General features: G+C 66.6%; 13 protein-coding genes. 6 read left to right on the top strand and 7 right to left on the bottom strand.

The genetic code is table 11. The annotated features are described in order from the left end of the window. Positions 1-205: 205 nt before the first annotated feature. From KF688_15465 to KF688_15450, 4 genes are all read left to right on the top strand, one after another. On the top strand, positions 206-1,042 hold the full coding sequence (locus KF688_15465) for a hypothetical protein (protein ID MBX3427076.1): 837 nt from the start codon (positions 206-208) through the stop codon (positions 1,040-1,042). Between the two features lie 16 nt (positions 1,043-1,058). Further along, positions 1,059-3,242 carry a DUF1559 domain-containing protein gene (locus KF688_15460; GenBank protein MBX3427075.1) on the top strand — a complete coding sequence of 728 codons (2,184 nt, stop codon included), beginning with the start codon at positions 1,059-1,061 and terminating at the stop codon, positions 3,240-3,242. A gap of 165 nt (positions 3,243-3,407) precedes the next feature. Beyond that, complete coding sequence (locus KF688_15455; protein ID MBX3427074.1) at positions 3,408-5,012, top strand: hypothetical protein; 1,605 nt, start codon at positions 3,408-3,410, stop codon at positions 5,010-5,012. 228 nt (positions 5,013-5,240) lie between these two features. Further along, on the top strand, positions 5,241-6,263 hold the full coding sequence (locus tag KF688_15450) for a hypothetical protein (GenBank protein ID MBX3427073.1): 1,023 nt from the start codon (positions 5,241-5,243) through the stop codon (positions 6,261-6,263). Positions 6,264-6,305: 42 nt separating this feature from the next. On the opposite strand, the gene KF688_15445 is transcribed toward KF688_15450, so the two are convergent. Together KF688_15445 and KF688_15440 are read right to left on the bottom strand one after the other, a co-directional pair. Then, complete coding sequence (locus KF688_15445) at positions 6,306-7,454, bottom strand: DUF4432 family protein (GenBank protein MBX3427072.1); 1,149 nt, start codon at positions 7,452-7,454, stop codon at positions 6,306-6,308. A 718-nt stretch (positions 7,455-8,172) separates the two neighbouring features. After that, positions 8,173-11,091, bottom strand: coding sequence for a family 78 glycoside hydrolase catalytic domain (locus KF688_15440; GenBank protein ID MBX3427071.1), 2,919 nt, complete (start codon positions 11,089-11,091; stop codon positions 8,173-8,175). A gap of 389 nt (positions 11,092-11,480) precedes the next feature. Here KF688_15440 and KF688_15435 point away from each other — a divergent pair, with 389 nt between their 5' ends. Together KF688_15435 and KF688_15430 are read left to right on the top strand one after the other, a co-directional pair. Then, entirely contained in the window at positions 11,481-13,235 is a 1,755-nt protein-coding gene (locus KF688_15435) for a DUF5060 domain-containing protein (protein MBX3427070.1), read from the top strand. A 138-nt stretch (positions 13,236-13,373) separates the two neighbouring features. Next, the gene (locus tag KF688_15430; protein MBX3427069.1) at positions 13,374-13,949 is read left to right on the top strand and encodes a zinc ribbon domain-containing protein; all 576 of its coding nucleotides are present in this window, start codon (positions 13,374-13,376) and stop codon (positions 13,947-13,949) included. A gap of 49 nt (positions 13,950-13,998) precedes the next feature. Here the strand turns inward: KF688_15430 and glpK are convergent, their stop codons facing one another. The 5 genes from glpK to KF688_15405 all read right to left on the bottom strand — a co-directional run bounded on the left by glpK (position 13,999) and on the right by KF688_15405 (position 21,465). Then, positions 13,999-15,474, bottom strand: a complete 1,476-nt coding sequence (gene glpK, locus KF688_15425) for a glycerol kinase GlpK (protein MBX3427068.1) — start codon at positions 15,472-15,474, stop codon at positions 13,999-14,001. Between the two features lie 62 nt (positions 15,475-15,536). Beyond that, positions 15,537-16,547 (bottom strand): hypothetical protein, encoded by a 1,011-nt coding sequence (locus KF688_15420; protein ID MBX3427067.1) that lies wholly within the window; start codon positions 16,545-16,547, stop codon positions 15,537-15,539. Continuing rightward, the gene (locus tag KF688_15415; protein MBX3427066.1) at positions 16,544-17,401 is read right to left on the bottom strand and encodes a transketolase; all 858 of its coding nucleotides are present in this window, start codon (positions 17,399-17,401) and stop codon (positions 16,544-16,546) included. Before KF688_15415 ends, KF688_15420 begins: the two co-directional genes overlap by 4 nt. A 49-nt stretch (positions 17,402-17,450) precedes the next feature. Next, positions 17,451-18,872, bottom strand: coding sequence for an L-fucose/L-arabinose isomerase family protein (locus tag KF688_15410; GenBank protein MBX3427065.1), 1,422 nt, complete (start codon positions 18,870-18,872; stop codon positions 17,451-17,453). Between the two features lie 112 nt (positions 18,873-18,984). Continuing rightward, entirely contained in the window at positions 18,985-21,465 is a 2,481-nt protein-coding gene (locus KF688_15405; protein ID MBX3427064.1) for an alpha-L-fucosidase, read from the bottom strand. Positions 21,466-21,673 lie beyond the last annotated feature (208 nt).

Raw genomic sequence — 21,673 nt, 5'->3', positions numbered from 1 at the left:
GAGTCAGAAAGTCTGAGTTTTTTTCACAAGCCGGGTTGCGAGAAATCGCAAGGCCGGTATCCTAGTGCTACTGAGACTCGCTATCAAGAGTCTTTGTCGCAAGCCAGCTCCTTTTCTTGGGAAAGCCAGCCAGCGTGAAAGTCGCCGTTGCGGACGTACCGCGACGGGGCGCTGGTTTTCCCTGTCTTTACGAGGAGCTGTGCTCATGTTCGGGATTAAGAAGTTGGCGTTGGCCAGCCGCACGCTTGGCTGGCCATGCGCCCTGGCGGGTTTATCCGCAGTGATGGGAGTCGTGGCGACGGGCGCCGGCGAAGCTGCGGCGATCACGACGTCGCAAGGTCAAACCTGGGACTACGTCCCCGACGCGTGGACCCGCGGCAACGATGCCGACACGTCGTACTTTGGCTGGGACGTGCTCGACGCCAATGGACCCACGCTCGGCTTCGGCCGCGTGTTGGACGATTCGACGCCTGACTTGGGGGGCGGCACGACCGCGGTTGGAACCCGGTGGTTCCAGGGAACGGACGGCATCGCCAACCCTGCTCCGACCGCCTATGGCCATCGGAGCGGCAGCGCGAACTACTACTCCGGCCTCGGCGACGCGGACCTCGCCGACGATCGGATCGTCGCCACGGCGCCGGCGAGCGGGACAGGAGGATTCACCACTGTGGTCCTGCAAGCGATCGCCGGGGCGCCCGGCGGCAACGGGCCGCAGGCGCTGGCGGGGATGAGCTTCGAAATGGAAACCCCTGGGTGGACTCTTGCGAAATCGCTGTACGGCGTGCTCGACACCGGCACCGGCGTGTACTGGATCGAGTGGAGCGCCCCGGGGGCGAATTTGCCGTTCTCGATTCACATGACCTCGGATTCGGCCCATCGCGCGATCGACGCGCTGCAGGTCGACACGCGCTGGGACGCGTTGGCTCCGGCGCTCAACGCCCGAAGCGTGATTGGCGTTCCCGAACCGGCCGCCGGCATTCTCGCGCTCGGCGGGCTTGCCGGTCTGGCTGCGTCGCGTCGGTTCTTCCGCGGGGTTTGTTGAGCAAAGGAATCTTGCCATGCAGCGGATGCAAGCTGTCGGCGCGGCGGCGAGTCCCTCTCGCCGCCGCGCTTGGCCGATCCTGCTGATCGCGGCGATTGCCTGGAGCGGAGGGTCGCCGGCGCGATTGGCGCCGGCGACCGCCGCCACGGCCGCCTGGACCAGCCCGGCCTTGGATACGTGGAGTTACGTCAACTCCTTCGGCTCCGGAGGGCGCGCGACGTCGCCGACGTTCTCCGGAGGGTTCGCTATTGACGACGAAACGGGGCAGTTCTTGCCGCACGGCAGCTCGAGTCCCATTCGCTACGGAACGACGATCGTGGCGTTCAACACGTCCGAGCAAATCCCGCTCGGCTTGCCGGCGAATCGCTACGCGATTCAGTCGGCGACGTTGACCGTGTCGCTCGAACCAAGCGGCAACGGACCCCTGCTGTACACGGACCAACCGAAGTCCGCGGCTCAACTGTTGGCGGACGTCGCGCAGGGGACATTGACGACGGCATTGCCGTTCGAACTGTTCGGGGTCGGGTTCCGCAACGGCTACGCCGGGTTTGGTCTGAGCGCCGGGGGAGCGAGCCCTCCGCTGTTTCGCGAGTCGACTTCGCCGTACACGAGCGGCGCATACAACCTGTACCCCGTCGTGGGCGACGAGGAGCTGGCCGGGGCCTTTGTCGACGTCTCGAACAACGTCACCGGGGGTTTTAGCGCCACGGCGCCCGGAGGAACGACGCCGGCGTTTGAAGCGACGCCGTGGGCGATCGGCACGGCGCCGTTGGCGCCGGGTTCGGCAATTGCCGGGACCACGACGATCACCTTCGCTGTCGATCTGGAGCAGCCGGGCGTGTTGGGGTATATGCAGCAGGCGCTGTCGACCGGAGCGCTCGGCTTCGCGGTGTCGTCGCTCCATGCGACCGAGCAAGAGGGCGCCGGGGCGGCGTATCCGAACTGGTTCATGAAGGAATCGGTCGGCGTGTTGGGAGGGATCGCCCCGACGTTGTCGATCGAGTACGACGTCGGTGTGCCGTTGGCGGGCGATTTTGACGGCGACCAAAGCGTGACCGGCGGGGACTTTCTGCTCTGGCAGCGGCAGTTCGGAATGCCCGCGAATCCGGCAGGCTCCGGGGCCGACGGCGATGGCGACGGGACCGTCGACGGCGTCGATCTGGCGATCTGGAGCGGAGCGTACGGAATTCCGCTCGCCTCGGCGACCGTCGGGGCCGTGCCGGAGCCGAGCGCGGCGGCCCTGGCAAGCGTCGGCGCAGCCGCGCTGGCCGGGCTGTGGCGACGCGGACGACGACGAACGGCGCCGAGCGCGCGCCGCGCCCGGTGCGGGTTCACGTTGGTCGAGCTGCTGGTGTCGATCGCAATTATCGGCACGCTGGCGGCAATGCTGCTCCCCGCAGTGCAAGCGGCGCGCGAGGCGGCGCGGCGGAACTCGTGCAAGAACAACCTGCGGCAAATCGGACTGGCAGTGCAAAACTATCAGTCGGCGCGGGGGCATCTCCCTCCGCCTAAGTTAGGAACCTCGACCTACAACAACCTTGGCGGCACGCTGGTGACGTTGTTGCCGTTTCTGGAGCAGGGGGCGCTCTACGCCGCGTATGACGAGACCAAGTCGGTGACGGACGCCGACAATCTCAGGATTACGGGGGAATCGATCGGGGGATACTTGTGCCCGTCGATGGGATTGCCGCGCGACGTCCCCGACCGGGCGTGCGGCGAGCAATTGGCGCCCGGCAGTTACGTCATTTCCTCGCGGACCGACTACAAGAACCAGGGGGCGCTCGACGGCGCGTTCGACAACCCCGCTGCAGACGGCGCGTACCGGCTCGATTGGCGGCATTTCACCGACGGCGTGTCGAACACGCTGCTGGTGGGCGAGATCAACTACGGCCACGCCGATTACCTGTGGGCCGACTGCGACGGGAAGATCGAGTCGCGGTGGGGCGACGTCGCCTGGGCCGAGGGCTACTGGGCGTTGGCGTGGGGACACATGTCCGCCAGGGCGCCGCAGCTGTACAACAATTCGACGAACTGGGTTGCGCCCAACAGCCGGCTGGCGTTCCGCAGCGATCACCCCGGCGGGGTCCAGTTCGTGATGTGCGATGCGTCGGTTCAGTTCCTGGCCGACGGCGCGGACCCTGACGTGCGGGCGGCGCTGGTGACCCGTGCGGGGGAGGAAGTCGTCACGGCCTGGGATTGAGCGAGCGAAGCCGGGCGAACGCGTCGCCGTTCGGCGGAACGCACGCCGGCAATAAAGTTTCACGTTGTCACGAAAACCATTACGCGCATTCGCGTCACTCGCGAGCCGCATGGATCACGACACTTTCTGACTCGTTTTCTGGATTTGATCAAGCAAGGACTATCGATGCGTACTATGCAGAGCGGGATGATCGGCGCCGTGCTGTTGGCGTGGCTGGCGGGGGGACGGGCCCAAGCGCATTTCCCGTGGCTCGCCGCCGACGATGCGGGCCGAGCGCTGCTTTTTTTCTCCGAGCATCCGTCGGAGCGAGATTATCGCGTGCCGGATTGCCTCAAGGAGGCGACCGTCAGCGTGACCGCTGACGGCAGCGGACCGCAGGCCCTGGAATTGACGATCGTCGAGTCGGACGAGTTCACGGGCCGGCAATCGGCCGAGGGAAGGGCCGCCGCGGGCGTGCTGGCGTGCCCGGTGGCGTACGGCAATTACAACGGAATGCTGCTCACCTATCACGCGAAGGGGTGCCTGGGCAGCGACCCCGCCAAGTGGGCGTCCTGCTCGGAGTTGAAGCTCGACGCAACGCCGCAGATCGCCGCGGGCAAGCTGCTCGTCACGGCCGTCTGGGAAGGCAAGCCGCTCGCCGGCGCCAAGGCGACGCTGCTCCCGGCCAGCGGCGAGTCGACCTCCGCGACGACCGACGACCGCGGGATCGCTGAGTTCTCCGTCCCCGCGTCAGGGCTGACCGGCTGCATCGTCGAACGGCTCGACAAGAACGCCAAAGGCCGTGCGAACGACGCCCCCTACAGTACGGCGGTCGACTACGCGACCGTGTCGTTCGAGATTCCCGCCGGAGTGCAGCCGAACTTGAAGGTGACGCCGCTCCCCAACCCGGTGGCTAGCTTCGGCGGAGCCGTAAGCGGCGGCCGGCTGTACGTCTACAGCGGGCACACGGGCGAAGAGCACGCCCACTCGCGCGACAATCTGAGCGGCAAGTTCCTGCGGATCAAGTTGTCCTCGGACGGCGACTCGCCATGGGAAGACCTGCCGATGGGGACCCCGCTGCAAGGATTGCCGCTGGTGGCGCATCGGGGCAAGCTGTATCGGGTCGGCGGTCTCTCGTTCCGCAACGCGGCGGAGGAAGAGGAGGACATGCACTCGGTCGACGAGTTCGCCGCGTTCGACCCGCGAGCCAAAAGTTGGACCGAACTGCCGCCGCTCCCGGAGGCGCGTTCGTCGCACGACGCAGCGGTCGTGGGAGACACGCTGTACGTGGTCGGCGGGTGGACGCTGAGCGGCTCCTCGCCCGGCAATTGGCTGCCGACCGCCTGGGCGTACCATCTGACTCGCGCCGGCGCTGCTTGGGAGGCGCTCCCGAGCCCGCCGTTCAAGCGGCGCGCCCTCGCCGCGGCGGCGTGGGACGGAAAGCTGGCGGCGATCGGCGGCATGGACGACGCCGGCAAGGTCTCGCGACGGTGCGATCTGTTCGACCCGATCAGCGGCCAATGGACGCGGCTCCCCGACTTGCCCGGCAGCGGCATGGACGGCTTCGGCGTCTCGGCCTGGGCCATCGAGGACCAATTGTTCGCGTCAAGCGCCGACGGGGTGCTGTACTGCTTGTCCCCTGGCGCAAACGAGTGGGTAAAAGCCGGCGAATTGGAGACGCCGCGGTTTTTCCACCGGTTGTTGCCGACCGGCGACGGCGGGTTGCTGGCGGTCGCCGGGGCCTCGCCCGAGGAGGGGCACGTGGCGACGGTGGAAGCGATTCGGCCGTAGGACCTCTCGAGCCGAAAACCGCTGAACCGTCGCGGCACGCCGAGGAGCGCAGCCGAGGCTTGGATTCGCCGTCCGTATGGCAACGGATCCAAGCCTCGGTTTTCTTGCTCCGCGCCCCGTCCTGACGGAGAATCCGCGCTGCTCTGCGGTCCCTCCGTCAGGGCGAAATCGTGAGCGCCGCGGCGCGACCGCTTCGCGCATCGACGTTCCTCGGGGAAGATGGACGCCATGGAAAAAACCCTCGACGTCAAACTGGCCCGGCTTGCCGCGGATTCCTCCTGTCGCGACTTCATCCTGGCCGACGCCAAAGACGCCGATATGGGATTCGGGGCGTCGGGCCTGGGGCGCGCCCCGGGAAGCGATCGGCCCCGCACGCTCGACGAATTCCGCGCGTGCATTCGCGAAATCGCCGACCAACGGCTGGTCGACATCATGCTGATGAGCGTCAGCACCAGCGACCAGCTCACGGTCCGCGAGCAGTTGTTCGTCGACAGCCCCGTGACGCCCGCGGTGCGGGCGAACGACACGACCGACATCTGGCTGGCCGGGACGCCGGCGGCGTACGGCACGCAGCCCGCAATGCCGTTCCGCACGGCGAGCCTCCCCCATGCCATGTACGGGCGCGCCGATTACGACGGCGAGGACCCCGTATGCGGCGCCGACTTGGGGCTGTTCTCGATCACGCTCAACCACGACGCCCCGCGCGACGTCGCGATGCTCGAGGCGTACGCCGATTTCCGGGTCGAGGCCGAGGCGTACGGGTTCCGGCACTTTCTGGAGGTCTTTCCGCCCAACGCCTGCGACTCGTTGACGCCGGCGCAGATCCCCGCGTTCGTCAACGACAGCATCGCCCGGTTGCTGGCCGGGGTGGCGCGGAGCGAGCGACCCGCGTTTCTCAAGATCCCCTACTTCGGCCCGCGCGCGATGGAATCGCTCGCCTCGTACGACAGCTCGCTCGTGGTCGGAATCCTGGGGGGCTCGGCCGGGACGACGTTCGACGCCTTCCGCATGGTCGCCGAGGCGAAGCGATACGGCGCCCGGGCCGCGCTGTTCGGGCGAAAGATCAACAACGCCGAACATCAGCCGAGCTTCGTCCGGCTGTTGCGCGCGATCGCCGACGAGCAGGTGGAAGCCGCCGAGGGGGTCCGTGCCTATCATGGCGAATTGGCGAAGCTCGGCATCGCGTCGCGACGATCCTTGGCCGACGACCTGGCCGCCACGGAATCGACCGCCGCGTACGACGCGAAGTAGGCGGCGCCTCGCACGGGCCGCCGCTTAAAAACCGCGCGTTCGTCAACTGGTTTCCAGGTCCACGATCGGGTCGCAGCCGGTTTGCAGCTCGGCGATGCGGCGCTCCGCGGCGGCGATGGCCGCAGGGTCGCTGAGCAGGTCGAGCTTCAACTCGGCCTGCCACCGCTCGCCGGGATGCAGCGTGAGAACCCGCCCCGCCTTCTCCTCGACCGAGCGCGGGTTGGGAAAGCTGGTTCCCGGCTCGAGCCCCGTAACGTAGCCGTCCGCCTCGGCGACCGAATTTTTCCATTGCGTAAAGCACGGAAGCTGCCGCACGTTGTAGTCGAGCCGCACCGCATGCGAACCGGTCGAGCTCGTCAGCAGCACGAGCGTGTCCCCCGCGTCGTCTCCCTGCAGGGTGTCGTAGAACACCTGCTGCGCGTACCGCGGAGTGGGGGCTTCGTACGTGGCCCAGTTCCGAGCCGCCTCCCCGGCGGAGGCGCAACTGCCGGGCCGCACGCGCTTGACCGGCGCCGACAGTTGCGACCCTGCTCCCAACAGCGGCAGTCCGACGTTCACGTGATACATCATCTGCATCTTGGTCGGCGTTCCGCCGTAGTTCTCGACCTCGTCGCGCCAGGCGATCTCCGTCGCGTCGAACCGCAAGGTATACGTAACGCTCAATCTCAGCTTGTGGTGATGAAACCGCGTCTCCTCGACGATCCCCGTGACGGCGAGCGTCCCCGCCTCGGCGTCGACGGCAAGCTCGACTCGATGGGCCGGCCGGTTGGCGATCCGACCGTGGAGGCCGAAGCGCAGCTGGCCCTGCTCGTCGTGGTCGGGGGCGCCCAGGCTCTCCAACCCGCACCGGCACATGAGCTCGTCGAATCCGTCGAGCCAGCCCCAACCGCTCGTCTCGCTCAGCGGGACGAACGCCGGATGGACGGGCCCGCGCACGGGGGACTGCCAGCCGAGTTCGAACTCGTCGAACCAGGCTCGCCACAAGCCCATCCCGCGCGTCGGGACGATCACGACGCGCACCTGGCCCGTATCGACCTCGACGACGTCGACCCCCTGAGACAACCCCGCCTGCAGCCGGCGTTTCTCGACATGCCACCCCGGCGGCGTGCCGGGATAGTGCTCCGCCGAGACGCGAATCGTCTCGCGACAGGGGTGATCGTCCGCGATGAGAACCGTGTTGGGAAAAGACATAGGAGGTCGCTTGTCCGGAGTCGACGAGCAGGCAAACCGTCAGCACGAAAGCCGCGATCTGCTCGGCATTGTCGCGTCGGCACTCGTCATGCCGCAATGACCTTTCGCCAAGTACGACAAGTTACCGGTTCGTCGGGAACGCACAGGACGTTCCGCGGCGATCGTCGTCCACTCCTTGTCCCCCTCGACCGGAAATTCCGTTTCACGCTGAACCAGGACACAACCAAGATGCGCGCTCCAAGGCGCGCCGAGCCGGGGGCGCCGCAGGGGGCATTGGCTCCCAGGGCTTCGATCTGGACAAGTGCAGACGTTCGACGAGCGCCAATTCGACGACGGAAGATCGCCATTTTGCTCGCTCGGTCGGAGTATTGCGAGCAAAACTCGGCGGCGGCACGCGGCGAGCGCACGCCTAAGTCGCTGACATGTCGGCGGTTAGGGCCACGATCGGCAGCGCCGCCGGCGGGGTTTTGCACAAAGGACGCGTGTGTTTTTGCTCGACGGAACCGCCGCATAGCGCCAACCCAACAGCCTTCCCGATTCGCATCATGGGACGCGGCATTAGCGCAAAACGAAATGAGCCCCCCGGTGAAGCGCGATTAAGGCCTTGGCGGCGAGTCACCGGCGGCTAGCGCCGTCCGCTCATGGTCTGGGGATACCGCCTCGTAGCGGCTGAACCAATCCGGGCGTCCTGTTCGCGGGCCCGTCCAACCTGCATCCGTCACGCGCAGCCTACGACCCGAAAGCGATAGCGACCGGCCGTTGCGCGGAAGTTGGCGTAGTCGTCTTCGCGCTCCGCTTCGACGAGTCCCGGAGACGCGGCGGCGGGGAGGTCGCCCTCGAAGATCGTCGCCGCGCGAGACGCCGGAACGCTGATCGTCGCCGTCGTATTGGCAGGAACCACGGCCTCGAGCAGCAACTCGCCGGAGTCGGTCCGCTCCCACCGCACGGCAATCTCGCCATGCGGCCCGTCGTATCGGGCTGCGGCATGAGCGAGCCCGGCGCCGAGGTACGGCCGAATCACGAAATCCTTGAAAGCATTGACCGTCGGCGCCAGTTCGATTCCCGCGACATGCCGGTAGAGCCACTCGCCGACCGATCCCAGCGAGTAGTGATTGAACGAGTTCATCTGCGGGTTGAAGAACCCGTCCTCGGCGGTCCAACCGTTCCAGCGTTCCCAGATCGTCGTGGCGCCGTGCAAGACCGGGTAGAGCCACGACGGATACTCGCGGCTGAGCAGCAGCCGATACGCAACGTCGGCTCTGCCGGCAAGCGTGAGCCGGGGATTGAGTCGACCCACGCCGATGAACCCGGTGCTGAGCCGCCAGTCAAGCTGGGCAATGTTCTCCACCAAATGCTCGACCGCCCGCGGACGGACCTGCTCGGGCAGCAGGTCGAACTCCAGGGCAAGCAAATACGCGGTCTGCGTGTCGACCGTTAGCCGGCCATCGTCGCCGAGCCACTCGCGTCGGAATGCATCGCGAACGCGGCGGAACATTGCGTCGAACCGATCGGCCTCGGCGGGTTTGTCGAGCGCGCGGGCGAGTTGCGCCAATTTCGCCGCGTCGTCGGCCCAATACGCCGTGGCGAGCAACGTCTTCATCGGCGAATGGGTGCGGAAGGTCGTGTCGCTGGGGATGCAGAGCCAGTCGCCGTAGTTGTTTCCCAGCCGGCGGGAGCGAATTCCGTCGGGATTGGTGCATTCCAGCCATTCGATCCAGGCGACCATCGCCTTCCAATGCCGCTCGGCCAGGCGCAAGTCGTCGTAAACTCGCCACAGGGTCCAGGGGACGATCACCCCCGCGTCGGCCCACCCCGCCGCGCCAGCCAGACCGTCGAGGCCGACGAAATTCGCGCCTTCGGAGATTCGCGGGGCCACGTCGGGGAACACGCCGTCGGCGTCCTGGGAATCACAAACGTCCGTCATCCACTTGGTGAAGAACGCCGCCACGTCGGACTGGCAGGTCGCCGTGCGGAGGAACACCTGGGCGTCCCCCATCCAGCCGAGTCGCTCGTCGCGCTGCGGGCAGTCGGTGGGAACGCTGAGGAAGTTGCCGCGCTGGCCCCAGGCGATGTTTTCGGCGAGTCGATTCACAAGCCGGTCGGAACACTCGAAGCGGCCCGCCTCGGGCGTGGCCGACATGAGCACGCAGGCCGTCACCGCGTCGACCGGCAGCGGCTCGGGGAGACCCGTCGCCTCGACGTACTGGAACCCGTGAAAGGCGAACCGCGGACGCCAGACCTCCGGGGCGTCGGGCGTGCTGCCGCGCAGCACGTAGACGTCGGTCGCGGTCGCGCGGCGGAGATTCTCGGTGTAGAGCGTGCCATCGGGATTGAGCCGCTCGCCGTGGCGGAGTTGGACGCGGGTCCCCGGGGGACCGCTGACGCGCAGCTCGACGCAGCCGGCGATATTCTGCCCCAGGTCGTAGACGGCGACGCCGGGCGCCGGCTCGTCGAAGGACACGGGGGTCATCCGCTGAACCGTACGGACCGGCTCGCTGCGCTGGGCCGCAAGCAGCAGCGGCTCTCCTGCGAGTATCTGGGGGCGCAGCAAAACGGAGCCCCCAGACCTGGCTTCCAGAACGGTCACGGGGGGATCGCTGCACTCGCCCCCTGCGACCCAGGCCTTCGTCTCAGGCACTTCCTTAGGCATGAGATCATCATGAGGCGCTACATAGTGCGGGTTTTGCGTCGTGGGGGGCGCAACTTCGATCGCCGGCAGCCAGCGAGCATCGTCGAACCCCCGGCGATCCCAGCCCGGCTGCTCGCGCCGGGCGTCGTAGGTCTCGCCCAGCATGAAGTCGCCTGCCAGGATCGGCCCCGCGTCGCAGGTCCAAGTGCGATCGCTCGTCACGACGACCGTCTCGCCGGCGTCGGTCTCGATCTCCAGTTGCACGAGCAGACTGTTCTCAAGCGTTCCGTACTGGCCGCGGCGCTCCTGCCAGCCGATGAAGCCGCTCCACCAGCCGTCGCCGAGCATGGCGCCAAGGGCGTTCGGCCCGGGCTCGACGAGCGCGGCGACGTCGAACGTGCGGTAATGGAGCCGGCGGTGGTAGTCGGTCCATTCGGGGACGAACTCGTCGGCCGTGACGCGGCGGCCGTTGAGCGACAGGTCGACGAGCCCCCGAGCCGAGGCGTACAGGGCGGCCCGTTTCACGGGGCCGGGGACGCGGAACGACTTGCGGAACAAGGGGACCGTCCCCGGCTCGGTCGCGGTCGGCGATCTGGCGGCGGGGTCGCGGCGGACGACCTCGGGGTCGTGCGTAATCCAATGTGCCTGCCAATCGGCCGCGTGCAGGAGTCCCATCGACCACGAAGCGACGGGACTGACGAGCGTCGCGCCTGTTTCATCCTCGACCAGCACGCGCCACCAGCAGCGTTGCCGCGATAGCAGTGCGGGACCGGCGTACTCGACGTGGAGCGACTGATCCGACGCGACGCGACCGCTCGTCCAAACGTCGGGGCGGCCGGCGGCGAGGATCTCCGGCGCACTGGCGACTTGCACCTCGAACGCCGCCTGCCGGGCGCCGCGGCGATCGCTGCGCATGACCCAGGAAAACCGCGGACAGAGCTCGTCGATCCCGAGCGGGTCGACGAGATACTCGCAACGCAGGCGGTCGATTGTTGCGGAGCGGCTCATGGCATGGTCTCGGTCCGCAGTGGATTGGCGGTCAGGAGCCACAGTTGACGCGGACCGGGCCCAGGGCGAATTGACTGCAATCCGGCACAAAGAGTCGCACGAGAAATTCCGCTCAATCCGTCCCGAACGACGCGCCCTCGGGACCGCTTCTCGTTCGATGACTCCGCGATCTCCGCCTCGTGCCGTCTGGGCATTCTTGCGGCGATTCAGCGACTCACGGTGTCGGCGACGCCGGCGTGCTCGGCAGTCGAATGTAGCCCTGCGACGGCGGCTCGTCATCCCTCGAAAAGCGAACCGCAACGGCTGATGTTCGCAGAATCTGCCGCCGCGGGGGCGTCGCGTTGCTGGGGGGTTCCACGGGGCGTATTCTACAGGTTCGGTTCTCTCCAATCGGGCTTCCAGGTCAGCGAGACGACGACGTGAACAGGCGGGGTCGACAAGCGTTGCGAGCGGCGTCAGGGTTCGTCGCCCTCCTGGCAGGCCTCGGCGCTGCGGGGGCTGAATCCCTGGACGTGCCGAGCGTGGGGCGATACCGCGTGTTCGAGGCGGCCGTGACGAACCCCAAGCCGTACGCGAACAAGTTCGCCGACGTGCGGCTGACGTGCACCTACACGGCCCCGAGCGGCAGAGCGATCGATTTTTCGGGGTTCTTCGACGGCGACGGTTGCGGCGGCGGGGACGCGACGACCGGCGACGTCTGGAAGCTGCGTTTCCTGCCCGACGAACTCGGCGAGTGGAGCTACGAATATCGCTGGAGCGACGGTACGCAGGGCGGAGCGGGGCGATTTCGCTGCGTCGCCGACGGCGCCGGCAAGGGCGTGCTGCGTCCCTATGCGAAGAACCCCCGGTGGCTCGCGTACAACGGCGACGAACCGGTGCTCGTGAAATCGTACTACGAAACGGGGCACGGCTCGATCGCTCAGCCGTTTGACTGGGTCAGCGAGAACGTCTACCAACCGCTTCTCGACCGGGGGTACAACCACCTGCAAGTCAACTGGCTGCTGTCGCTCTGCTGCTTCGGCCAGTACTACGAAGACGGACCGCCGCCGGAGACGCTCGAACTGGCGCTGTACGACGAGGGAGAACCGACCTCGATGCGGCTGGAGGTGTGGCGGCTCATGGAGCGACGGCTCGGGTGGCTCAACGATCGCAACGTCGGCGTTCACATGTTCCTGGGCTTTCAGGGCGGCAAGAACGACGGCCCCGAGTGGGGCGCCATGAGCGAAAACGAAAAGGACCTGTTCGTCGAGTACGTCGTCGCCCGACTGGCGCCGTACGCGAACATCGCGGGATGGAACTTCGTGTGGGAGGACCCAGGCCATCGCGAGAGCCACGAACTGGGACTCGCGCGGCGGCTGGCCAAGTACGACGCGTTCGACCACCTGCGGACCTACCAGGACGAGCACCCTCGCGACAACGAATACCAACGGCCGGAGTACAACTTCGCGGCGATCGAGAACCACCGGATCGCCGCGCCGGAAAAGCCGATCGACCGCAACTATCACCAGACCGCCTGGACCCATCACATGGCGTGCCTCGTGGCCTACGTGCCGGGCAAGCCGGTGTACATGTCCGAGGGGAACGCCCTGTGGCGGCGATACTGGGCCGAACGAACCGGCGCCACGCAGGACGACCTGCGGCAAGCGGCTTGGGGATGCGTCACCGCGGGGGCGTCGTTCTGCTGGAACGGCCACGCCAAAGAGTACGGCATGACCGTGTTCGGCCCCGAGGGGATGCCGTTCCACGGCGACGACAACCCGTACGTTCTCGTCGCCAAGCAGATCGACGTCCTGTTCGAGGTGATGGAGCGCGAGGTCGTGTTCTATCGCATGGAACCGAGCGATCATTGGCTCGCAGAGCACGATCCCTACCGCACGTGGTGCCTGGCGGAGCCTGGGAAGCAGGCCCTGGCGTTCACAGCGCAGGGGGAGCCCTTCACGCTGCACGCCCTGCCGGGGACGTACGTTGCCAAGTGGCTCGACGCGAAAACAGGCGCGGCGACGCCTGCGGGCGAGGTCGAGTATGCGGCCGAAGACGTCCGCTTGACCGAGCCGGACGAACGCCGCAACGGGACGGGAGCGAAACGGTTCGCGCCGCCGGATCGCGAGACCGATTGGGTGTTGGTGCTGAAGCGGCGGAATTAGAGTCCCCGATTCGGCCGACGCCAATCTGACACGGTCTCTATTTACGACGAGGTGCAATCGAAATCTCCCGGGCAACTGAGATTGCCCCCGCTTACAACACGTCACGCTCGAGACTGCTATCGAAACGGAGTTGCGACAATGCAGACATGCCAGAAGTGCAAGAGCGACGTCCGAGACGGGGCCCGCATCTGCCGCGTCTGCGGGGCGATCGTCGACGATCCGATCGATTCGGCGCCGACTGCGGCAACTGAAATCGACTTCCCGACGCCGGAAGGGGACGCACTCGATCCTGCGGCTACGAAACTCGACCGCTGGGTTTGCGCTACGTGTCGCGAGGAAGTCGAGCCGTCGTTTGATCTCTGCTGGAACTGCGGCACACATCGTGACGGAACGCCGGATCCCGATTTCCGCCGTGTTGACGACATAGCGACCGACGGTCTCTCCGGAACGCAAAGAGGAGTCGACGTCGCCGGAGAATCAACACCAGACCCGGCTCTTTCGCCGTCGAAGTCGTGTCCCGACTGCCAGGGAGAACTCCGGACGATCCGCTTGATCGACCACAGCGGCCAGAATCATTCGCACCAAGAACTCACGTACGCTCAAGGAGATGCCGAGCGCGGTTGGTTCTTCGGACGCTTTGAAGAAGCGGGCAAGGTCGTCGCACTCATGTGCTGTTCTTGCGGTCGCATCCTCTTGTATGGTGAGCCACACTGACGATCGAAATGCAATTCCCCGTCTCGGCGGAGCCTCGTTATCCCTTGACCTACAGCAGCACCCGCCGGACCGCTTGTTGCCAGCCGGCGTAGAGGCGGTCGGCTTCCGCCGCGGGCAGTTGGGGACGATAGGTCGCGCCGCCTTGCGATTCAGCGGCGAGATCGGCCAGCGTGCGTCGTCCCAGGCCGATCCAACCGGCCTGCGCAGCGCCGCAGGCGGAGGATTCGGGGACGTCGGCGACCTGCAGGTCGACCCGCGTCACGTCGGCGACCAGTTGCATGAGAAAGGCGTTCCGCGTCGGGCCGCCGTCGACGGACAACACGCGCGGGGCGACGCCGCTTTCGGCACGCAAGGCGTCGAGCACGTCACGGAGTTGGTACGCAATCGACTCTAGCGCGGCGCGAACGACGTGAGCTTTGTTCGTGTGGCCCGACATGCCGACGATCGCGGCGCGGGCGTCGGGGCTCCAATGGGGAGCGCTTAGCCCGGCGAACGCGGGGACGAAGTACACGCCGCCGTTGTCGTCGACCGTCTGGGCGAGCCGTTCCGACTCGGCCGCATCGGCGATGAGCCCCAGTTGATCGCGGATCCAGGCAATCGTGGCGGCCGAGCAGTTGATCAGCCCTTCGTAGGCATAGGTCGGTCGAGCGTCGAGCACCCAGGCGAGTGCGAGCACGGCGCTGGCCGTCGCGGGACGCGGCTCGTGGCCGATGTTCAGCAGGACGCTGGTCCCCGTACCGAACGTGGCCTTGCCTTCGCCCGGCTGGAAGCGGCGCTGGGCGAAGAGCGAGGCTTGCGAATCGCCCATGACGCCGCAAATCGGCGCCGCTCGCGGCAGCGCTCCGCCAACGTCCGTGACGCCGAACATGGCGGCGCTTTCGCGAATCTCGGGGAGCGCCGCTTGCGGCACGCCGAACAGATCGCAGAGCTGTTGGTCCCAGGAGAGCCGGCGGACGTCGTACAACAGCGTGCGGCTGGCGTTCGTATGGTCGGTGGCGAAGACGGCGCCGCCGGTCAGGCGGTGGACGAGGTAGGCGTCGATCGTCCCCACGACCGCGTCCCCCGCATTGAGTCGCGAGGCGAGGTCGGGGCGCTCGCGCATCAAGTGCACGAGCTTGGCGGCGGGGAAGTAGGTGTCGAGTTTCAGCCCCGTGCGATCCTGTACAAACGGCTCATGCCCGGCCTCGGCCAGTTCCTGACAGATCGGCGCCCCGCGGCGGCACTGCCACACGATCGCGTTGTGAAGCGGCGCACCCGTAGCGCGATCGAACACAACGACCGTCTCGCGTTGGTTGGCGACGCACAACCCGGCCAACTCGGCCATCGCGTCGGGACGGCGATCGGCCAATTCCCGCACGACGGCCTGCACGTTCTGCCAAATCTCCTCCGCATCATGCTCGACCCGCCCCGGCTGCGGGTAGAGCTGCCGATGATCGCAAGACGCGCGGTCGACGACCCGCCCGTCGAGATCGACGAGCACCGCCTTGGTGGCCGAGGTGCTTTGATCGAGGGCGAGAAGCTTCATCGCAGGTTTCTTCAAGATAAGCAGGACGACCGGATTTGCAGACGATCGATCCTGCTGGCCTGTCACGCCGTAAGCGCACCATCGAGCAGTCGTGACGCCGTTTCGGCGAGACCTTCCATTGTGAGACCGTAATGGCGAAAGATGTCGGCCTGGGAGCCCGTGACGGTGTCTTCGTCGGGGATGCCGCGAATCGAAAGCTTCGAGTGCACGCCGGCCTGCATCAGGACCGCGGCAACCGCTTCGCCAAGACCGCCGTGCACTGAGTGTTCCTCGGCCGTAACGATGGCGCCGCACTCACGGCCCGCGGCGAGGACCGCATCGACGTCGAGCGGCTTCACGGCGTGCATGCTCACGACGCGGGCTTGCACGCCGTTCTCGGCGAGCTTGGCGGCGGCGAGCAGGCAGTGAATCACCGTCTCTCCCGTGGCGATGAACGCCATGTCGTTGCCGGGACGCAACACGCGCGCACGGCCCAGTTCGAATGCGCCCGTCACGGGCAAGTCGTACATCGCCGCTTTGCCGAACCGCAAGTAGACGGGCCGATCGCTCGCAGCGGCGGCGCGCACCGCTGCGCGGGCCTCGGCGTTGTCCGCCGGGGCGACGACCGAGATGTTGTGAATCGCTCGCAAAGCGGCGAAATCGTGAAGCGAATGGTGAGTGCTCCCCAGGGCGCCGTAGCTGACCCCCGCGCTGATCCCCACGACGGTCGCAGGGACGTTCGAGTAGCACACGTCGTTCTTGATCTGCTCAAGCGCTCGGATCGTCAAGAAGCAGGCAGGCGAGACGCCGAACGCCCGCTTGCCGCACGCGGCCAAGCCGGCAGTCACGCCCACAAGATTCTGCTCGGCGATCCCTACCTCGACGATCTGGCGGGGGAATCTCTGGCCGAACGGGCCGAGCTTCCCTGATCCGCGCGAGTCGCTGGTGACCACGACGACGTCGCGATCGGCGGCGGCGAGTTCTTCGAGCGTCGCGGCGAACTCCTCCAGATTCGCACGGCCTTTGCGGAGGCCGAGCTGCTGAATCAGCTCAGTCGCGGCGGGGGTGAACATCGACGGGGCGGGGGCGCTCATCGGGTTGCGGCCTCCAAAGCGGCCTCGGCCGAATCGAACTCGGCGAGCGCCGCAGCCAGTTCCTCCTCGCTGGGAACGCCGTGGTGCCACTTGAGGACCCGCTCCATGTAGCTCACCCCCCGGCCCTTGATCGTGTCGGCAATGACAAAGTGGGGCCGGTCCGCATCGGGCCCGACTCCGGCGGATTGAAACACGTCGGTCAGGGCGTCGAAATCGTGGCCGTCGACGACGCTCACCCGCCAGCCGAATGCACGAAACTTGTCGCCGACCGGCTCGCTGCCGCACACCTCGCGGGTCGGACCGGTGATCTGCAGCGTGTTGCGGTCGAGGATCGCCGTGAGATTGTCGAGCCGGTAATGTGCGGCGCACATCGCGGCCTCCCAATTGGAGCCCTCGGCCAACTCGCCGTCCCCCAACAAGGTGAAGACGCGGTAGGGGGCGTCGTCGAGCTTGCCGGCGATCGCCATCCCGACGCAGATCGGCAGGCCGTGCCCGAGTGCGCCGGTGTTCATCTCGATGCCAGGGATCTTGCGCGTGGGATGCCCGACGAACGGGGAGCGGTACTGGCACAGCGTCGCCAATTCCGCCTCGGGAAAGAATCCCCGGTCGGCAAGCACGGCGTAGAGCGCCTCGACCGAGTGCCCCTTGCTCTGCACGTAGCGGTCGCGAAGCGGATCGCCGGCGGTCGCCGGCGAAACGTTAAGCACGCGGTTGTAGAGGACGCTGAGGATATCGACGCACGAGAGGCTTCCCCCCGTGTGCCCGGCGCCGGCGCCGGCGATCGCCGTCAGGAGCGAACGCCGCAGGCGGATTGCCTTGCGCTGCATGTCGAGGGTGGAAAGCGGGGCGGACATGGGGAAAGGGCGGGCGAGGGGGCGAGAACGATTCGGATTCCAGCTTGACTCACGAATGCGAGTACGTCTCCCAGCCGAGGTAGTTGGAAAACGCCTCGGCCAGGGCGGCGGCGCTAGTCGAGCCGGTCATCACGACGTGGTGCTCGAACCCCTCGCGGCAAACGTAACGCAACAACCGCTGTAGGTCGGACACCTTGGCGACCGCACGGGTGCCGAACGTGTTGAGTTCGTCGGCGGTCAGTTCGCCCTGGCCGACGTAGGCGCGGATTCGTCCCTCGGCGTCGGCCGTAGTGACGCGGCCGTAAGTCAACGGGCCGGCGGGAGTGCGACCCTCGAGGGCGCCGTAGGTGTTCTCCACGCCGAGGGTGCTCCCCAAGATCGGGGCGTTGGCGATCTTGATGTCGGGGAGGAAGCTCTTCGCCCAGTTGCCGCAATGAAACAGCGTGCACTTGTCGGGATCGTCGCCGTAGTTGTTGTTCCAATCCACCAACGCGGCCGGAGACCCCGCAGCGAGTTGCATCGCGTACATCGTCAGCACGCCGGTGACGTCGACCTCGCAGGCGCTCGGCATGAACCGCTCGCTCATCATGCTCATCAGCGTGCAGACGTTGCAACCAAGGTTTTGCTGAACGCTGGTCCAACACTGGATCGCGGTCGCATCGAGCGCGTTGGCCTCCATCCAGCGACCGAGCACGACGCCCAGCTTGGCCATTTGCACGAGTTTTTCCGGCGGCACGCCGGGAGCGGGGGCGTAGCCGCGGATGTCGTCGAGCTTCGCCGCAACCGCCGGATCGTCGGCGACAAGCTTGTCGACCTGGGCGATGAACTCCGACAGATCAACCGTGGTGACGCTCACGCCGTGGCGTTCGAGGAGTTTCTCGCTGTAGCGGACGGTGTTGAAAGCCCCGGGCCGGGCGCCGACGGCTCCCAGCCGCACGCCGCGCACCCCATTGACGACCCGGCACACGCGCAGGAACTGATCGAGCTCGCGGCGAAAGTCGTCGGCAAGCGGCGCCACGACGTGCCGCTCGGTGAGCGTGAACTTGATTCCCGCCTGCACCAAGTTGTTGCAGACAGAGATCTTGCCGCAGAACCCGTCGCGACGACGCGAGACCCCGAGTTGGTTGAGATCGTCGGGGTACGCCTGCACCAGGACGGGGACGTCGAGCCCGGCGAGCTTCAGGACGTCGGCCACGCCTTTCTCGTCGCCGAAATTGGGGAGCACGACGAGTACCCCGTCGATGTCGTCCCGGCGGCGGCGGAACAGGTCGGCGCACCTGCGGGCGTCGGCGTGGGTCTCGATGCCGCCGAGCTTGGTCTCGTCGACGCCGACCCAGACGGGCGTGATCCCCGTCTCGCCGAAGAGCCGCTCAATGTCGGAGCGGGCCTCGGTGACAAGTTGATCGGGGAAGAAGTCGCGATTGCCGACGATGACGCCGAGCGTCGGAGGATGAGCAGTGCGTGAGGGCATGATGCGTTCGGGAAAGTGTCGTTGGACTTAATTACGATGTCATCGACCACGGCGACGCTGAGGGCGTGGAGTGCGCAGTTCCTGCTCCCTCCCCCGCCGTGGCGCCCCGTGGTTAGTCAGTTCCCGTGGGCGCCGGAACCGCGCCGCGCAGCGTAATTTTCAGCGTCACGGCATATTCCGACGGGGCAGGCAGGGGAATCTTTGCGGCGAGGCCCGCGGGAGTGTGCTCCCAGTCGACCGGGCCGTCGGCGCCCAGCAGTTCGACGTTCTCGATGTGCGGCGTTGCATCCTCTGCCGATCCGTCGCCGTATCCCGCCAGCGACGTCACCAACAGCTTGCCGTCGGCGGGCGCCGCCAGTGCGATCGCGTACAGCACGTTCCCCTTGGTCGTGAAGCGGACGTCGCGACTGGTAAAGGGGTCGCGCTTCGTGTCGGCAAACGAACCGGCGACCGCTTCGGTCGGGCCCTCGCCGAATCGCGTCCAGGGACGCGAACCATAGATCGCCTCCCCGTTGATCGCCAGCCAGGCGCCGATGTCGCGGAGCATTGCGGCTTCCTCCGCGGGGATCGTCCCGTCGGCCTGGGGGCCGATGTTCAGCAGCATCGTGCCGTTTTTGCTGACGACGTCGATCAGGTCGTCGACGATCTCGCCGGCCTGCTTGTACTCGTGGTTCGTCACGTAGCCCCACGACGACTTGGAGACCGACGTGCAGGTTTGCCAGAAGTCGGCGCGAATCGCCGGGGCGGAGCCCCGTTCGATGTCAAACACCCCCGTGCCGTCGGGAAAACTGCGCCCCTCCCAGTCCTTGAAGTTGATCGCCCCCGGTTGGCCCCACTCGGCACACCGGTTGTAGTAGTAGGCGCCGAACCGCTTCAAGTACGGTTGGAACACTGGCTGGCAGATCCACCAGTCGAAGTACATGACCTGGGGGCGGTACTTGTCGACGATCTCACAACTTCGCAGCAGCCAGTCGTCCAGGAACTGCTCGTCGGGGGGCTCGGACTGGTTTTCGGCGACCCGTTTGTTGACGGCCGGTCCGTAGAGGTCCGCGTTCGCCGGATCGAGAACGTCGGAATCGATCCGCAGGCCGGGATCGAAGTAGAACCAATGCTCGGCACGGTGGGACGAAGCGCCGACGACGAGCCCCTTCTCGCGCAAGGCGGCGGCCAGCTCGCCAAGAACGTCGCGGCCCGGACCGCGCTTCGCGGCCGACCAGTCGGTATAATCGCTGGCGTACATTGGGAAGCCGTCGTGATGCTCGGCCACGGGAACGACGTACTTGGCCCCCGCGGCGGCGAACAACTCGGCCCACGCGGACGGGTCGAACTTCTCCGCCTTGAACTGCGGGATGAAGTCCTTGTACCCGAACCGGGCGTGCGGGCCGTAGGTCTTCAGATGATGCGCGAATTCGGGCGTTCCCGACGTGTACATCGTGCGGGGATACCACTCGCTCCCGAACGCGGGGACGGCGTAGGGCCCCCAGTGGATGAAGATGCCGAACTTGGCGTCTTGATACCACGCGGGGGTTTGAAACTCGCGGAGCGAATCCCAGTCGGGACGATACGGTCCGCGGGCGACGACGTTGTCGATTTCTGCAAGTCGCGATTGGAGTTCCTCGACGGGAAGCGCCGGATCGACGGGCAGACGCGTCTGGGGAACTTGCTCGCTCCCGACGCGAATCAGATACGCCAGTTCCTTGCGAGTGACCTGACAGATCGTGCCGTGCGTATGTCCACGGGGAACCGAAACCTGCGAACTGACGTCCTCGAATGTGCGAAAGTCGCGCGTGCGGAGGGCGCCGTAGGACTTGTCGCCGTAGCTGTCATAGTAGATCAGCCAGTCGTCGCCGGTCCGGAGCACCGTCGGCCCCTCGGTGAGATGGGCCGTCAGCGGCGTCGAGCGGTCCTCCCACGGGCCAAGCGGATCGTCGGCGAACGCGACGCTGATGTTCCGCTCAGGTCGAGTGTTGTCCTTGAGAACGAGGACAAAGCGCTCGTCGTGGGCGACAATGACGCAGTCGATGACGCTGAACCCGGGGTCGAGATAGAGTTTCGTCGGAGCGAAGTCGACAAAGTCTTTGGTCGTCGTGCAGTACATCCGGTGGTTGTTCGTCGATTCCTCCTGACCGTCGGGGAACCGCCCTGGGATCGTCGACGCCCACAGAATGACGTACTGCTCGCGCTTGGCGTCGTAGAACAGCTCAGGCGCCCAGACGTTCACGGTGGTCGGCTCGTGCATCATCGCGGAGACGAACTTCTGCTCGCTCCAGTGAACGAGGTCGGCGCTCGACGAGTAGCCGAAGCCTTGGTCCTCCTTCCAGGCGGTCGTCCACACGAGGCGATACCGTCCGTCGGGGCCCCGCAGCAGACTCGGGTCGCGCATCAACCCGCTGCCGACCCTCGGCTTGAGGAACGTTCCCGGGACGTTCGCCCAGCGGTAGCCGTCGAAGCTGTAGGCGAACCGCAGGCCGTCTTCGCCGTTGCCGTGAAAGGTCGTGAAGAGATAGACGGGGTCGTCGTCCGCGGCGCGAGCGAGCGGTGCGCACGATCCTGCCGTCAGAGCGAGAATGCACAGGCTGCGAAGCTTATTCATGTCAAATCGGCGGCGGCGGTTCGGCGTTCGTATGCGGCGGTCAAGGGGCCCGCCAAGGACGTGAAAGGGCGCAAATCGCTCTCAGACCAGCCGAGTCGCTTGCGGCAACGTTCGACCAAAGGGAATCAGTATGCCGGGGATGCCATTGCGTGTCTCGGCCTTTCCGAGCGGATTGCGGCAACGGCGATTCGCCGTCATTCGCGGGCTC

The organism is Pirellulales bacterium (assembly GCA_019636345.1).
GTDB lineage: Bacteria > Planctomycetota > Planctomycetia > Pirellulales > Lacipirellulaceae.
Note: the sequence above shows the minus strand (reverse complement) of the source record. Positions and strands in the feature narration are given on the sequence as shown.